This is a genomic window from Bacteroides caecicola (genome assembly GCF_023337095.1).
GTDB lineage: Bacteria > Bacteroidota > Bacteroidia > Bacteroidales > Bacteroidaceae > Phocaeicola > Phocaeicola gallinarum.
In genome coordinates, this window is the sequence record NZ_JAMBLM010000002.1 from 376,785 (window position 1) to 393,143 (window position 16,359).

The 16,359-nt window shown below is 43.9% G+C and carries 11 protein-coding genes; all 11 read right to left on the reverse strand.

Features of this window, described 5'->3' with window-relative positions; genetic code table 11:
• Positions 1 to 341: 341 nt before the first annotated feature.
• The 11 genes from M3085_RS03275 to M3085_RS03325 all read right to left on the reverse strand — a co-directional run bounded on the left by M3085_RS03275 (position 342) and on the right by M3085_RS03325 (position 16,330).
• Positions 342 to 2,597, reverse strand: a complete 2,256-nt coding sequence (locus M3085_RS03275) for a GH92 family glycosyl hydrolase (RefSeq protein ID WP_178256488.1) — start codon at positions 2,595 to 2,597, stop codon at positions 342 to 344.
• Between the two features lie 123 nt (positions 2,598 to 2,720).
• Positions 2,721 to 3,689, reverse strand: coding sequence for a glycoside hydrolase family 130 protein (locus tag M3085_RS03280; RefSeq protein ID WP_178256487.1), 969 nt, complete (start codon positions 3,687 to 3,689; stop codon positions 2,721 to 2,723).
• Positions 3,690 to 3,759: 70 nt separating this feature from the next.
• Positions 3,760 to 5,133 (reverse strand): MFS transporter, encoded by a 1,374-nt coding sequence (locus M3085_RS03285; RefSeq protein WP_410554113.1) that lies wholly within the window; start codon positions 5,131 to 5,133, stop codon positions 3,760 to 3,762.
• 251 nt (positions 5,134 to 5,384) lie between these two features.
• Positions 5,385 to 7,247 (reverse strand): DNA mismatch repair endonuclease MutL, encoded by a 1,863-nt coding sequence (gene mutL, locus M3085_RS03290; protein WP_249052263.1) that lies wholly within the window; start codon positions 7,245 to 7,247, stop codon positions 5,385 to 5,387.
• Positions 7,244 to 7,540: a hypothetical protein gene (locus M3085_RS03295; RefSeq protein WP_178256485.1), complete on the reverse strand. Its 297-nt coding sequence runs from the start codon at positions 7,538 to 7,540 to the stop codon at positions 7,244 to 7,246. The genes mutL and M3085_RS03295 overlap by 4 nt, the downstream gene beginning before the upstream one ends.
• A gap of 3 nt (positions 7,541 to 7,543) precedes the next feature.
• Positions 7,544 to 9,205 (reverse strand): OstA-like protein, encoded by a 1,662-nt coding sequence (locus M3085_RS03300; RefSeq protein ID WP_249052264.1) that lies wholly within the window; start codon positions 9,203 to 9,205, stop codon positions 7,544 to 7,546.
• Between the two features lie 29 nt (positions 9,206 to 9,234).
• Positions 9,235 to 10,611 (reverse strand): peptidylprolyl isomerase, encoded by a 1,377-nt coding sequence (locus tag M3085_RS03305; protein WP_410554116.1) that lies wholly within the window; start codon positions 10,609 to 10,611, stop codon positions 9,235 to 9,237.
• Between the two features lie 19 nt (positions 10,612 to 10,630).
• Positions 10,631 to 11,485, reverse strand: a complete 855-nt coding sequence (locus tag M3085_RS03310) for a peptidyl-prolyl cis-trans isomerase (protein ID WP_178256483.1) — start codon at positions 11,483 to 11,485, stop codon at positions 10,631 to 10,633.
• 34 nt (positions 11,486 to 11,519) lie between these two features.
• A complete protein-coding gene (locus M3085_RS03315; RefSeq protein ID WP_249052265.1) occupies positions 11,520 to 12,866 on the reverse strand; it encodes a peptidylprolyl isomerase in 1,347 nt (448 codons plus the stop codon).
• A gap of 122 nt (positions 12,867 to 12,988) precedes the next feature.
• Entirely contained in the window at positions 12,989 to 14,464 is a 1,476-nt protein-coding gene (gene guaB / locus M3085_RS03320) for an IMP dehydrogenase (protein WP_178256481.1), read from the reverse strand.
• Between the two features lie 300 nt (positions 14,465 to 14,764).
• Positions 14,765 to 16,330 (reverse strand): peptide chain release factor 3, encoded by a 1,566-nt coding sequence (locus M3085_RS03325; protein ID WP_178256480.1) that lies wholly within the window; start codon positions 16,328 to 16,330, stop codon positions 14,765 to 14,767.
• Positions 16,331 to 16,359 lie beyond the last annotated feature (29 nt).

Consider the following 16,359-nt stretch of genomic DNA (forward strand, 5'->3'; position numbering starts at 1 on the left):
AAATAAGCGAACAAGAGCTTGTTTAAATTTTGCCGGATTCCGGTTTGAGACATCGAAAATTTCTATTCGAAGAACGACCGAGTCCTATGGGTAGAACGGGGCAACTCTTCCGTTAGAAATGACCAACACTAACGGTTGCGTTTTACGGGAGTGAACGATAGCTGAAAATGAGAATATTATCTTTAAACGGAATGGATAAAACAGAGATGAATGCCTGTTATCTGGCAATGTAGGGTGAAATGCGGAATACACAGTCTCTAAACAAAAAAAACATGCCCGCACCCCAACAGCGGGATGCAAGCATGTCTGTTTATACACAACCACAAATTGATGTCGGAAGATTACTTCCCGACAGAGGATTTTACTTTAAAGGTCAGTGTTCCGGCTTTTACCAAATCGTTATGATTGATACGGTATCCGCAACGCTTGTCGCCCATCTGAACGGTATCGATGAATCCGAATCCCGAACCACCGTCTTCATGGACTTTCTCGATAACCAACCGGTCGCGGCTGTAGTATTTCGGATCGAGTTTGATGGTGATTTTATCAAACGTCGGGGTGGTCAATGTATATTCAGGCACCCCCGGACAGTCGGGATAAAAGCCCATCATACTGAAGATTGCCCATGACGACATGGTTCCTGTATCTTCATTGCCCGGCAACCCGTCGGGTTTGGTGGTAAAATGTTTTGCCAACAGTTCGTTTACAAGTTTTTGCGTGCGCCATTCTTCTCCCTTGAAATAGCTGAACAAATACGGATAAGCGATGTCCGGTTCGTTTGCAGGGTCGTACAGTCCTTCGTCGAACACCATCTGAAGTTTGTCGACAAACTTTTTCTTTCCGCCCATCAGTTTCACCAATCCCATCACGTCGTGAGGAACATAAAACGTATAGTTCCATGCACTACCTTCATGGAAACCGGGGTTCGGTTCGAAATTCTCACCCTGACGCGGGTTGAATGGAGAGTAGAAAGTACCGTCGGGAAGGATGGGACGAAGCGTTCCAAACTCTTTACAATAATAATGTTTATAGCCCATCGAACGGTCGTAAAACAGTTTTGCGTCTTCTTTCTTTCCCAATGCCTTAGCCAGCGTAGATAAAGAATAATCGGCAATATAGTATTCCAAAGCGTGCGATACAGAGTTATCGTACTGCTCTCTCAGCGGAACATACCCGCGCGACATGTAGTCGTCATTATCCGGACGCATCAGGTTATCCTTGCCCGCAGTAGTAGCAGATTTATACATAGCTTCGTATGCCAGATTGATATCGAAATCACGCAAGCCTTTCATCCACGTATCTACAATAACGGGCAGGCTGGGGTCGCCTTCCATCGTCAAGGTTTCACGTCCGTAAAGTTCCCATTTCGGCAGCCAGCCGTGTTCTTTATACATGTCGAGCATGGTATGAATCATGTCCATCTGACGTTCGGGATAAACCAGCGTCATCAACTGGTGCAAATTGCGGTACGTGTCCCACAATGAAAATACCGTATAGCGGTCGCCTTCGGTTGTCAAGATTTTATCTCCTTCCATCTGCGGATACTGTCCGTTTACGTCCTGCAGGATATTGGGATGGATAAGCGCATGATAAAGTCCGGTGTAGAACACGGTTTTCTGTTCTTTCGTTCCGCCCTCTACTTGGATTCTGCCCAAGTCATCGTTCCAACGCTGGCGGGCTTCCTGATGAATAGCCTCAAAGTGGCGTCCGTGTTGCTCTTTATCCAGATTTTCGCGCGCATTCTCTATGCTTACAAAAGAAACACCCATAGCTACTTCTATCTGTTCGCCCTCTTCGGTATCGAAAGTAAACCATGCACCGATGTCGTCACCGGCAATGTCTCTGTTGTATTTCGTATAAAGTTTATATTTTCCCTGATCTTTGTCCCATTCAGCTTCTACCCCCTGCATCGGACGTTGCTTTTTCCAATATCCTGTGGTTTTCGGAGCTTTATTGACACGCATCACAAAGTAGATAGGGAACACCGCCTGCGGATTATAACAGAACGTACCCAATACCTTCATGCCTTCTACCTCGCGGTCGCTCACACGGCGCATGAAAGCTCCGCTTTCGTTTGTCAAACCTTCGCCCAAGTTTAACAAGATATTGCTTTCCCCCTTCGGGAAAGTGAACCGTGCAAGTCCAGTACGGGGAGTAGCCGTAGCTTCTGCCAGAATATTATACTTGGTAAGTGAGATGGTATAATAACCCGGCGATGCGTTTTCTTTTTCGTACTTGCTACCGTAATGATGATAGTCTACATCCAACTTACCGGTAGTGGGCATCAGCAAAAGCGAACCGAGGTCGGGACATCCCACTCCACTTAAATTAACATGAGAAAAACCGGTAAAGAAACTGTTGGTATACTCATACGGCGTAGACCACCAGCGCGCATCTTTATCGTACGTGTTATCTGCCGACCCCATCACATTAAAGGGTACAACAGACATCATTCCATTCGGGCAAACAGCTCCGGGGTTACATGTTCCGAAATTAGTTGTCCCAATAAAGGGATTCACATAGTCTGCCGGCTCTTGCGCCTGTAAGAACTGAAAAGCAAAAAAGCCCGCCAATAATGTTATCAGAGTCTTTTTCATAGGTGAATGATTGAGAGTAGAATAATAGAATGTTGAACAATAAAAAAACAAAGATGGAGAACCGGCTATTGAGAATCAGCGTAACGTTTCTCCTCAACGACCCATTCTCCATCTTTTTATCTATCAGATAGAATGTGTCTTTACAAAATCGATAATCTCAGAGATATAGCCAAATGCCATACCTACCACCGTATCTGCCGCACCATAATACACTGCCACCCGTTCTCCGTCTTGAAGAGCTGCACACGGGAACACTACATTAGGAACATCTCCTGCCAACTCATACGGAGCCGCCGGCGCAAGCAGGTAATCGCGCGTACGATATAATACTTTTTCCGGATTGTCTTTATCCAAGATGGCTGCACCCATTGAGTAACGGTAGCCGCAACACGTCGTAATTACACCGTGATAAAACATCAACCAGCCGGCTTCGGTAAGGAACGGCACTGAACCTGCGCCGATCTTCGTACACTGCCATGCGCTTTCGGGGAACGGAGTCACTTTCATTACACAACGGTGTTCGCCCCAGTATTTCATATCCGGACTGTAGCTGATATAAATATCGCCAAACGGAGTATGACCGTTGTCGCTCGGACGGCTTAACATGGCATACTTGCCGTTTATCTTCTGCGGGAACAGCACGCCGTTACGGTTGAAAGGCAAGAAAGCATTTTCACACTGGAAGAACTCTTTGAAATCGAACGTATAGCCCAATCCGATAGTAGGTCCGTGATAACCGTTGCACCACGTAATCCAGTAACGGTCTTCAATCCACGTAACACGCGGGTCGTATTTATATTCCGATTCAATCATGTCGGTATTTCCAGCCTTAAACACAATCGGTTCGTGGTTGATTTCCCAATTGATTCCATCTTTACTGAATCCTGCAAATATATTCATTTGAACCGCTTTGTTATCGCAACGGAACACACCGGCAAATCCATCCTTAAACGGAACCACAGCACTGTTGAAAATGCTGTTTGACGTCGGGATATGATAGCGTCCGATAACCGGATTTTGTGAATAACGCCACATTACATCTGTACATCCTGCCGGGCGATCTTCCCACGGCATCATTGTTTTTTCTGTCATAAGTTTTTTAGTTTATATGTTTTTGAGTTTGTCTGTCCCACTCTATTTGTAAAGAGTTTCCCACCTGTATTTATTCTTTTTCTCCTTTTACCAAAGAACCGTCCGGATTGTATTTGAACGGAACGAAATAAGTTATCAGGAACGCCGGGATAGTAGCAAATAATACAAAGATAAAGAACGGCTCATATCCTCCCGGTCTATTAAACCACTCGCCCAATGTCTCGCATACCCATCCGCTCAGCATACCCGGAAGCATAACTCCCAAATTCATGATGCCCGACGCAAATGCGTAATGTGCCATCTGATGAGGACCGGGAGCCACCTGCTGCATCATAAAAAGCGTAAGTCCTACAAAGCCAAACCCGTAACCAAAGTATTCGAAAACGATGCCGCTGCAAATGATTATTCCGCTTTCGGGTTGGAAAAATGCAAAAAAGGCATACACCACGAAAGGCAGGTTGAATATACAACATAATGAAAACAAGGTTTTACGCAACCCGCGAGACGAAATATAATATCCAGCCAGCAACGAACCTAACACGAAAGCCGCAGCCCCATACGATCCGTAATACAATCCGATTTCTTTTTCGCTCAGTCCGAGGCCTCCCATCGCCCGGTCTGCTTTCAGGAAAAGCGGAACAATCTTCATTACAAAACCTTCGGCAAAGCGGTATAGAATGATGAAAAACAGATAGTAAACGATGTGACTTTTCTTAAAAAACGCCAACAACACATTTCCCAGTTCGGTCATCACCTGTCCTGCCGTACGCTGCTCTTTCTGCTCATGTTTCTTGCCTGAAGGAAGCATAAAAATATGGTAAATACCCAACAGTACCATAACAGCACAAAGGACTGACATAATTATCATCCACGCTTTACGGCTTGCCAATATTGTAGCTTCGGCATCAGCACCTGACCCGCCGCCATACTTTTCTATCAATACGCCAGCCAGATACACCAGTCCTCCGGTAGCCACGATTTTGGCAATGTTATAAAAAGCCCCCTGCCAACCGATATACTTAGCTTGTTCTGAGGGAGTCAACTCACTCATATACACACCGTCGCACACAATATCGTGGGTGGCACCGCTGAAAGCAATAATAGCTAACAGCGCAATGGCAACACTGAAGAAATGAGGAAGATTCAGCGAGAAAGCCACCAAGCCAAACGTTACCCCCGTTACCAACTGGGTAAGTACAACAAAGAATTTTTTGGTTTTAAACAGTTCGAGGAACGGACTCCAAAGCGGTTTCAGCGTCCACGGCAACAAAATAAGGGAAGTCCAAAACGTAATTAACTTGTCTTCCACACCTAATCCTTTAAACATCAACACCGTTACCATGTTGAGTACCACAAAGGGTAACCCCATCGCAAAGTAGGCCGTAGGCACCCACGCTATAGGGCTTCTTTTATGCATCCGTTTCTTTTCTTCTTCTAATTCCATAGTATTAATTTACTATTTAAACTTTCAGCCGCTAATATAGTAATTAAAAAAGAAATAACACTTATCATTCAAAATATTTTTATTAAATTACGATACAAAACCAGCTGGATAGCGCTATGGAGTGGACAGATGAGTCGGTCGAACAGAATTTTTAAAACATCTTTATACATAGACAAGAAAAAGCCCATATTTTTCTAAGAAATACGGGCTGATTTTTCGGGAAGCATCAAACGGCTTACACCAGAATATTTTTACTTGAACAATTTCTCCAAATCTTCTTCTTTCAAGACGGCAAGCACAGATTTTCCATCGGGTGTATAATTGGGAGTAGAAACAGCAAACAAACCATCGACCAAATTATTCATTTCTTCATTGGTCAATACCTGTCCGGGCACTATCGCAGCCGCTTTCGCCAACGCAAGGGCAAGCGTACTCTGTATTTCTTCTTTCACTTTACATCCTTTTTCAATGGCAGTCTGTACCATGTTGGTTATCAATGTTTCCGGATTCAGTCCTTCAATACCTGCCGGAACACCGTTTATAGCATAGGTTCCTCCTCCCAGACTACTCAAATCGAAGCCTAAAGCGGAAAGGTCGTCCATGATACTTTCTAACACAGGTATCTCGGAAGACGCAAAATGAACCATATCCGGAAAGAGCATTCGCTGAGAAACATGCTGACGGTTTTCCATCTGCGTCATATACTGGTCGTACAGAATACGGATATGCGCCCGCTGCTGGTCGATAATCATCAATCCCGACTTTACCGAAGTAAGAATATAACATCCTTTGTATTGATAATGCTGGGTAGCTTTTTCGAGTGGCTTTTCTTCGGGATGTGCATCGTACAACGTGGGAGACGCCTCAAACTCCTGCTCCGGAAGCGGCTCTTCTACAAACGGTTCTCCCCCGTCTTGTGAACTTCCCGAATGCTCTTTCTCCAATCCCTGAAACAAAGGTTCCCAGTCTGTATGCCGACGGGGAGTGTACGACCCACCGGTATTAAAAGGATTATAAGAAGGGTCGTAAGAAGTCTTCGGAGGTTGAACCAACGAGTATGGTGAATTTTCAAAAGCAGGAATATCAGGCATCCCTTCGGTATCAAAATCAATCGAAGGAACTGCATTGAAACGCCCTAAAGTCTCCTTAACGGCAGCCGAGAGAATTTGCCAAATAGCCTGTTCGTTTTCAAACTTTATTTCTGTTTTGGTCGGATGGATATTTACATCAATATTGGCAGGATCTACCTCGAAATAAATGAAATAAGATACCTGTTCACCTGCCGGAATCAGATTTTCGTACGCATCTGCCACTGCCTTATGGAAATAAGGATGACGCATATATCTACCGTTAACGAAAAAGAACTGACGCGCCCCTTTTTTCCGGGCCGTTTCCGGACGTCCAATAAACCCATGCAACTTAACCATCGTAGTCTGAACATCCAACGAAAGAAGTTCTTGGTTCAGCTTTTTCCCGAATACACCCATGATTCGCTGGCGCAACTGAATGGCAGGAAGATTAAGCATTTCGGTACCGTTATGATGAAGCGTAAAAGACACATCAGGATTGACCAATGCGATACGCTCGAACTCGGTCAGGATATTACTCAATTCCGTTTGGTTTGATTTCAGGAACTTACGACGCGCCGGAACATTGAAGAAAAGGTTTTTCACAGCAAAATTACTACCTTTCGGACAGGCTATGGGTTCTTGTTTCTCTACCTTCGAACCGGATATCGTAATCGAAGTACCGAGCTGCGCATCGTCGGTACACGTACGCAACTCCACTTGGGCTACCGCTGCTATCGAGGCAAGTGCCTCACCGCGAAATCCCATCGTATGCAAAGCAAACAAATCAGAGGCCTCGCGGATTTTTGACGTAGCATGACGTTCAAAAGCCATACGCGCATCTGTATCCGACATCCCCTTTCCGTCATCGATAACCTGAATACATGTTTTCCCAGCATCCGTAACCAACACATCGACATGATGTGCACCGGCGTCAATCGCATTTTCGACCAACTCCTTTACCACAGATGCCGGCCTCTGAATAACTTCGCCCGCCGCAATCTGATTAGCCACGGAATCGGGCAACAAACGGATGATATCGCTCATAGTGTAAACTCCCCGGTAACAAGATAATGCAATATAAATAACAAGATACAAATAGCAGCAAACAAGAAACCATAAGTAAGCGGTTTTCGCCCGCTCTCTTTACGGCGTTTCAAGTGGGTGGTTCCTTCAATAAATTTACCCCGAATATCTTCGGGAGAAAATTCTTTGGGAGGAATCATACCTAAATCACGCTTGGCGCTTTCTTCTATTTTCTGTAATTTTTCTTTGCGCTCGTCTACATAGATATACTCATGGTGATATCCACGTGGCTTTCTCATTGAAAACAGTCCCATAAGCTACTTCTTTTTTTCTTCAAACAAATGTTGGTTCGGCAATTCTACCGGCGGACGGGTATTCTTCTTCAACTGGTCTTCCGCTTTTTTTGCACGCCAATTAAATATATCTGCTTTATTCAACGGACGAATATAATCAAACCATACGAAATTTTGCAACCTATCTGTCCCTTTCGGTATTTGACTCATCGGATAAAGTGTTCCATTCGATTTCGGACTCATCACCATCCGTTCCAGTTTTTGGTCTTTCAAATAAATATCCAACTGACTGGTTTCAGAAACATTCATACCGATAAGTGTGCTGTCGGAATCCATCGGATAGTAAACAACACGTACCGAGCCGATAACCTCAGTTTTCCACATCTGCCCGTCGCGAAAATAAGATTTCATTTCCTTTCCCGTAACCTGATTGTATAACACGGAGTCGATTTGTTCGACCGATAATGCCTGATTAATAATATGTGCCCAATCAATCGTACTGTCGTTCATATAAATCTTGACCTGTTCGCCTACTAATTGTTGGTTTTTATTCCACAAAATGGGGTCTTTATACATCGTCAGACAACTATCTACCGTTGAAAACACCAACGAATCTGCTACCCCTTGTACGTCTGTCCGATAAAAACGAACCTTATGAAAAGCCCTCATTTCACGATACATGGAGTCCGTGTTCAAATTAAACGTTTCCAACATCAGTGTATCTCCATGAAGAAATAAGCTATCTCCTTGTGAATAATCAATAGCTACCGCTTTACGAGTGGCAAAAGCATATTTTATTTTTTCATTGTAAAAACCATAATCGCCGGTCATCATGTTTTTATTGACGGTGTCATTCATCACCATATTATGAAAAGCCTCTCCGATACCGGCGTTTCTATCGTAAAACAAAGTGTCGCCGGTTAATTGCTTTCCTTCGTTAGTCAACACCGAACGATCATACAAGTCAGCCTTCCCTGTTACTGTATTATAATAACCACGCTCAGAATAAATATGATTGGCATCGCTTACAATATCCGAAGGTCCTACGATATTAGCTATTTTTGTTGCTGTATTATAACGCAGTGTATCCGAAGTCAATGTAAATTGCGGATTCACCAACTTCACATTATAATTAAAAACAGACTGTTTGGTACTCGGATTATACTCACCCCACTCCGATGTCAAAACGTTTTGTTCATCCATCAGCGTTCCACCGTCGAAGAAATATCCCAAATTATACACGCGGTCATAATTCAAACTGTCAGTCAGCAACGTCGTATTACGATTCTCCATACGTACATTCATACGCATTTCGGCTATCTGGGTCATACCGTCGTAATAAAGGTGATCACCATAAAGAAACAAAGTGTCCCCTTGTTCCATCCGCACATTGCTGAACGCTTCGAACGAGCTGATTTGGTCGTAATAATACGCACTGTCACAATACATATATACACTATCGTGACGAAAGACCACGTTTCCCACCACCACCTGTGCATCCGGATGACGCGAATCTTTACGCAATAAGTCGGAATGCAACAAAAAGACCTTACTTTTCTGTTTAGGCTGCGTATCTTTTTTAACTGTTTCTTGAGCCAAAAGACAAAAGGCAAACAGGCATAGAACACCTAATCCAAGTATTCTATGCCCGCTCAGAGAATTATGTTTTTTCTTTCTTTCAAACATATTATTGCTTCAAACGAAAACTCTATTTATCAGTTTTTAATCCATCCCGGATATTTGAAATCACACTTTCTCCAACTCGGATTGATACGGACATACGTATTCTTCTGTTTTTCCACAATCCATTTTTGAAGTTTTTCTTCACTCCGCTTTGCTGTTACAATATCTTTCAGACGTTGATAATCTTCCGAAATCGTTGCTTTATGCCCGTCTATTCTATTTTTCAGTTTAACGATGGCACAAACATCTTTACCTTTGTTTGTCATCATTCTAAAAGGTTTTGAAACTTCACCGATTTGCATGTTTTCTACCACCTTAGCTACATCTTGTGAGATAAATCCCGCTAATTCTTGCATTTCAAATCTGGACGTACTACTTTGCGGATTTGCCAACAATCCGTGATTGTTTCGTGTATCTTTATCTTGAGACACCCAAATTGCAGCTTCATCGAATGACACTTTTCCCTTACGAATATCATTGGCAAGCGTATCCAGCCGGTTTAACTCCACTTGCACTTCTTCTTCATCGATACGGGGTTTCAGCAAAATGTGTCGGTAACTGATGCGGTCTCCACGTTTTTCTATTAATTGGGCAATATGATAACCATATTCCGTTTGAAACACTTTCGAAATTTTCTTCGGATCAGTCAAATTAAATACCACGTTTGCAAATTCCGGAGTAAGCTCTCCGCGTCCGGTAAATCCGTATTCACCACCTCGACGTGCCGAACCGGGGTCTTCCGAATACAAACGCGCCAATGTAGAGAATGTGGTCTCTCCTTTATTGATACGCTCTGTAAAATCACGCAATTCTTTTTTCACCCGTTCTATTTCCTCTTCTTTTACTTTCGGTTCGCGAGTGATGATTTGCACTTCCACTTGTGTAGGCACAAACGGAATACTGTCTTGAGGTAATTTACTAAAATAATTACGAACCTCAGCCGGCGTCAATTTGATATCTCCTACGATTTTCTTCTGCATTTCTTGCATTGTCAACCCGTCGCGCACATTTTCACGCAGCATTTCCCTGATTTGAGTAGAAGTTTTATTGTAATATTCTTCCATCTTTTCCTTCGAGCCGATTTGTTCTATCAGCCATGCAGTACGACGCTCTACATCCTGAATCACCTGCTGTTCCGATACTTCCACACTGTCTATTTCCGCTTGATGAAGGTACAATTTCTGTACAGCCAATTCTTCCGGAATCACACAATAAGGATCTCCGTCAAAACGACGCCCTTCGTATTGAGCATTCAAGCGTTCGTTTTCCACATCCGACTTCAGAATAGCCTCATCACCTACTACCCATACCACTTCATCAATTACATTATTTTGCGCATGAGCAATAAACACACCTGCCAAACACAAGTACAAGCATACGTATAACCTTGTCAAATTCATTGTTTTCATCTGAATTTTCTTTCTGAATTTACTTATAATATACTATATCATTATCCTCCGAAGCCTCCTTATATAAATCTTGCTTCATCCGGTTTATAAAATCAACTCGCTTCAAGTTTATCAAAATTTCTTTTATCTCGCTTCTGGCATATTCCAGCGGCAGCTGCTCTCCCTCCGGCAAAAAGTTTTCCACATGAAGGAAATAACAGAATGCTGTATCACGCACTTCCACGTTACGATTCCGATTCAGATAATCCCGATCGGTATCCAATGCTTTTAAAGGCAGCTTTACAGCGATATCCGATAGCGGTATCCAGCGGTCGTAGAAATATTCATAACTCACCGCATTGCCTATACCGTATTTGCTCAAGTTGTCAATGGCATCCTGCGTATTCCGCTTGTACCATCCACGCACTTTCGACAGTTGGGAAGCAGTTAAAGGTACTTTCATAAACAATCCCTGTATATAGGGCTGTCCTGCACGGAACATTCCGGAATTCTGACGATAGTATGCCTCTACTTCTTCATCGCTAACCGTATTTCCGAGCTCTTGATTCACCAGTTCCTCTTCATACATGTGCATAACCAACGCTTTGCGGAAAGCTGCCACCCGTTCATCTATTTTTACATTATCAGGAATGTTTCCTTCTGCTTTCTGATACAAAAGTTCATCTTCCGCCCAATTACGAATATATTCGTCTGCAAAAGCCGTACTGTCTTTTTGCGAAAGTCCGATAGGCATAACCGCCTGCAGATCTTCCTTATACAGAAAATTGCCTGCAACCTCCACCAAAGGAGTCTTTCCTTTATGGTCGACCGACGGTGTGCATCCCGCCAACAACAAAACGGCTACCAGTATGTTCCATCTCCTCTTCTGCCTCATGAATATCGAATTGGTGAACGAAGATACAGCTTAATTAGTTATTTCCGACATAATTAACTGTTTTTAAAACCTCTTCATTAATTTCTACCGTGAAATAACGTTGCAAATAAGCCATTTTTTCCCTTTTCTTCATCTGCAAACAGTCTCTTACGACCTCTTCTTTTACATCCTCATACCCCTCCGGCTTTTTCTTCAGTTTTTTGCCGATAACGAATGTATATGGATAATCTTTCAGCGGAACGTATGTTCCGCACTTAAAAGCGAGTTTATCTACATATACGTTTTTACCTATCTGAAAAAGTCCGGTCTCTACCTTTGCCCGCAGATTCGGATTTTCCGACGATAACCGTTGTATTGCTGCATTCCACTCCGACGGATGTAACTTTTTCAGACGTTTTTTCAGTTTCGATGCCGCTTTCTTGTTCAGGCAATGAACGACACCTCCTTTAAAGTGTGGAAATTCCCATACATAGTCATCTTTATGAGCTTTAAAATATTGCTCTAATTCTGCCGGCGATGCAACAACAGGCGATGAATGTTTTTCATCCCAGTAGATAGCCAACAAGCCGTCGTATGCTTGGCGGAAAGGCAACCAATGTTCCAGACTTCCATTTTGCCATTGTTCATATAAACTGCGGTTCAGCATCGGTGACGATGCATCTATCTGCTCTACATACCGTTCTAAAGTTTGCGAAAAATCGCTCGTTTCTATTCCGTTCCGCCTGTCTATCAACCGGGCAATATGAACACCTAAAGGTGAATGAAAGGGTTTTGAAAATTCTCCTTTTCCCAAATTTTGCAGACCTGCCGCAAATTCATCGGACAACAACCCTATCGGCCTCCATTCCGGTTCACTGCTTTTCTTTTCGGAATACTTTTCCGACAGTTCCGAAAACGATGCCCCCGTTTTTAAGGCGCTATAAATGGAATCGATTCGCCTGTCGGCATCTCTTCTTTCAACGTCTGTGGCATATTGAGGAAGCAATAGCGTTATTTCTTCAACACGCACTTCGTCTGTTCTCTTAAAACGGTTTCGTCTTTTTTCACTCATCGAACGCTTCAATGCTTCCATTCCCGCTTTATCAAGTAAAACCGACTTCAACAAGTTTGCCTGAATACGTGCATATTGCTTCTTAAATTCCGGCAGAGTATCCATGCGAAGCCTGCGGGCATCTGCCACTTTCAGCTTATAGGTTACAAAATTAGAGAAATAGTGTTGGGGCGATTCCTTTGTCTGAGATGCGATTTGGCGATAATAGTATTCAAACTCCGCAAGCGAGGTTTCTTTACCGTTTATTTTCAGCAAAGACTTATCAACATCCGCCCCCCAGAGTAAAGCGGAAAAGAGTAACCCGAAACAGACAAGCAAACTATTTTTCATTCTTATAAAAATAAGCGCGGATTACACCGATTACACGTTTTCACTCGCTGTTTGTTTCGAATGTGTAATCAGCGTAATCCGCGCATTAATGGTTTATCTTTTTCCAACCGGAAAGACCACTATTATTGAGGACGGCTGTAATTAGGAGCCTCGCTTGTAATGGTTACATCGTGAGGATGACTTTCCAATACTCCGGCATTGGTGATACGGGTAAACTTGGCATTATGCAACTCCATGATGTTATGCGCTCCGCAGTAACCCATACCCGCACGCAATCCGCCTACCAACTGGTAGATAACTTCGTACAGCAAGCCTTTGTAAGGAACGCGGGCTGCAATACCTTCGGGAACCAGTTTCTTCACATCCGCCGTTCCGCTTTGGAAATAACGGTCTTTCGAACCGTTCTCCATAGCTTCGAGCGAACCCATACCGCGGTACGATTTAAACTTACGTCCGTTAAAGATAATCGTATCGCCCGGAGACTCTTCTGTTCCGGCTACCAGCGAACCAATCATTACGCTGTATCCTCCGGCAGCAAGTGCCTTCACCACGTCGCCTGAATAACGCAAGCCGCCGTCAGCAATCAAAGGTACGCCTGTGCCTTCCAAAGCCTTCGCCACATCATATACAGCAGACAACTGAGGAACACCCACACCGGCTACCACACGGGTAGTACAGATTGAACCCGGACCGATACCTACTTTCACAGCATCTGCTCCGGCTTCTACCAACATCTTGGCAGCTTCGCCCGTAGCCACATTTCCTACTACAATATCAATTTCGGGGAATTTTTGTTTTGCTTCTTTCAGCTTCTCGATAACATATTTAGAATGTCCGTGAGCCGTATCAATCACAATGGCATCTGCACCGGCGTTAACCAATGCCTCCATGCGCTGAATCGTGTCGACAGTAACGCCCACACCGGCAGCCACGCGCAACCGACCTTTTGCGTCTTTACAAGCCATCGGTTTGTCTTTTGCTTTCGTAATGTCTTTATAAGTAATCAAGCCTACCAACTTACCGTTTTTATCCACAACCGGCAGTTTTTCAATCTTGTTTTCCTGCAAGATGCGCGAAGCCGTTTCCATGTCGGTAGCCTGTTCGGTGGTAACGATGTTTTCTTTCGTCATCACCTCGTCGATACGTTTCGACATGTCTTTTTCGAAACGCAAGTCACGGTTTGTTACAATACCTACCAGATAATTTTCGTCATCTACCACCGGAATACCGCCGATTTTATATTCAGCCATGATAGCCAACGCATCTTTTACGGTTGAGCCGCGCTTAATGGTTACCGGGTCGTAAATCATACCGTTTTCTGCACGTTTTACGATTGCTACCTGACGTGCCTGCTCTTCAATAGACATGTTTTTGTGAATAACTCCGATACCTCCCTCGCGAGCTATGGCAATAGCCATTTGCGCTTCGGTAACCGTATCCATAGCGGCAGTTACAAACGGGATTTTCAACTCAATGTTGCGTGAAAACTTAGTCGTGAGTTCGACTGATTTGGGTAATACTTCAGAATAGGCAGGAATTAACAGTACATCATCGTAAGTCAATCCGTCCATCACTACTTTGTCTGCAATAAATGACATAGGCTTTTATGCTTTAGAATTTATTGCGTGCAAATATACGAATTTTATTCACAGCCTCACGTGTGTTTAACATATTTTTTCGGGACGACATACTGATTTTTTTCTTTCATCCCCACAGCCGGACCATCCACCGGCAATACCTTCGGAATCCGATGCCACAAAACAAGAAAACAAGCCCTTGCTTACAGCAAAACACAGGCTTGTTTTCTTAGAGTCTGTTTTGAATTTATCGTGCGATGATTCGGGATGAAAACAGTTTCTCAATTTTCCCACACACAAGAATGCGGTATAATAGGTATATCAGAACTCTGAAGTAAAATGGAACTTGATATGCTTGAAGTCGGCTTGAGCCATCTGGAGAACATAACCACTATCGGCAAGGAATACGTCTCGTCCCTCACGGTCTTTGGCGATGTACTGATACTTGCGCTTCTTGAATGCTTCCAATTCAGCGGGGTCGTCGCTCTCTATCCAGCAGGCTTTATAAAGGCTTACCGGCTCCCAACGACACTTGGCGTTGTATTCATTTTCCAAACGATACTGAATTACTTCGAACTGAAGCTGACCTACCGTACCGATAATTTTGCGTCCGTTAAACTGGTTGACGAACAACTGTGCCACACCTTCGTCCATCAGTTGGTCGATACCTTTGTTCAACTGCTTCGCTTTCATCGGGTCGGCATTTTCTATATATTTGAACATTTCGGGAGAGAAACTCGGCAGTCCTTTGAAATGCAAGTTTTCGCCTTCGGTCAATGTATCGCCGATTTTAAATGTCCCGTTGTCCGGCAAACCGATGATGTCTCCAGCCCAAGCCTCATCTACCGTGGTTTTCCGCTGAGCCATAAACTGGGTGGGCGAAGAAAACCGCATGGTTTTGTTATGACGCACGTGCAGATAAGGCGTATTGCGGGTAAATTTTCCGGAACAGATTTTACAGAAAGCTACACACGAACGGTGGTTGGGGTCGATGTTCGCCGTAATCTTAAAGATAAAGCCGGTAAACTTGGGCTCATCGGGCTTAACGATGCGTTCTTCTGCCTGCACCGGACGCGGACTGGGAGCTATTTCCACAAAACAATCCAGCAACTCCTGCACGCCGAAGTTGTTCAGCGCCGATCCGAAGAATACCGGAGCCAACTCGCCTTTCAGATAATCGTCAACGCTGAACTCCGGGTATACCCCTTCAATCAGTTCCAACTCGCTGCGCAGTTTTTCCGCCAACGGTGTACCGATGTGGTTATCCAGTTCTTCGGTATGGATATCTACTTCCACCTTCTCGGTCACCACCTGTTTAGAGGGTTGGAAAAGGTTCAGCTTTTGTTCGTAAATATTATATACACCCTTAAAGCGTGGGCCGCTCTCGATAGGCCATGTAAGCGGACGCACGTTAATGGCAAGTTCTTCTTCCAGTTCATCCAACAAATCAAACGGGTCTTTCGCCTCGCGGTCCATCTTGTTGACAAAGATAATCACAGGCGTATTGCGCATACGGCACACCTCCATCAGCTTCCGTGTCTGAGTTTCCACACCCTTTGCTCCGTCTACCACAATGATTACGCTATCCACCGCCGTCAGCGTACGGTAAGTATCTTCCGCAAAGTCTTGGTGTCCCGGCGTATCAAGGATATTAACCTTATAGTCATGGTAATCGAACTCCATAACCGAAGTAGTAACCGATATTCCACGTTGCTTTTCGATATCCATCCAGTCGGAAGTCGCAGTTTTCTTGATTTTGTTCGATTTTACCGCCCCTGCCACCTGAATCTGTCCTCCGAACAGCAACAGTTTTTCTGTCAGTGAGGTTTTACCGGCATCCGGATGAGCGATAATCGCAAATGTACGTCGTCTTTCTATTTCGTTCATAAAATGAAATTATTATTCTAATCAGTCAT

Coding starts and splice junctions, on each gene's coding strand:
- M3085_RS03295 (WP_178256485.1), bottom strand. CDS start 7,540: ATGGGACTGTTTTCAATGAGAAAGCCACGTGGATATCACCATGAGTAT.
- M3085_RS03300 (WP_249052264.1), bottom strand. CDS start 9,205: ATGTTTGAAAGAAAGAAAAAACATAATTCTCTGAGCGGGCATAGAATA.
- mutL (WP_249052263.1), bottom strand. CDS start 7,247: ATGAGCGATATCATCCGTTTGTTGCCCGATTCCGTGGCTAATCAGATT.
- M3085_RS03305 (WP_410554116.1), bottom strand. CDS start 10,611: ATGAAAACAATGAATTTGACAAGGTTATACGTATGCTTGTACTTGTGT.
- M3085_RS03310 (WP_178256483.1), bottom strand. CDS start 11,485: ATGAGGCAGAAGAGGAGATGGAACATACTGGTAGCCGTTTTGTTGTTG.
- M3085_RS03325 (WP_178256480.1), bottom strand. CDS start 16,330: ATGAACGAAATAGAAAGACGACGTACATTTGCGATTATCGCTCATCCG.
- guaB (WP_178256481.1), bottom strand. CDS start 14,464: ATGTCATTTATTGCAGACAAAGTAGTGATGGACGGATTGACTTACGAT.
- M3085_RS03285 (WP_410554113.1), bottom strand. CDS start 5,133: ATGGAATTAGAAGAAGAAAAGAAACGGATGCATAAAAGAAGCCCTATA.
- M3085_RS03280 (WP_178256487.1), bottom strand. CDS start 3,689: ATGACAGAAAAAACAATGATGCCGTGGGAAGATCGCCCGGCAGGATGT.
- M3085_RS03315 (WP_249052265.1), bottom strand. CDS start 12,866: ATGAAAAATAGTTTGCTTGTCTGTTTCGGGTTACTCTTTTCCGCTTTA.
- M3085_RS03275 (WP_178256488.1), bottom strand. CDS start 2,597: ATGAAAAAGACTCTGATAACATTATTGGCGGGCTTTTTTGCTTTTCAG.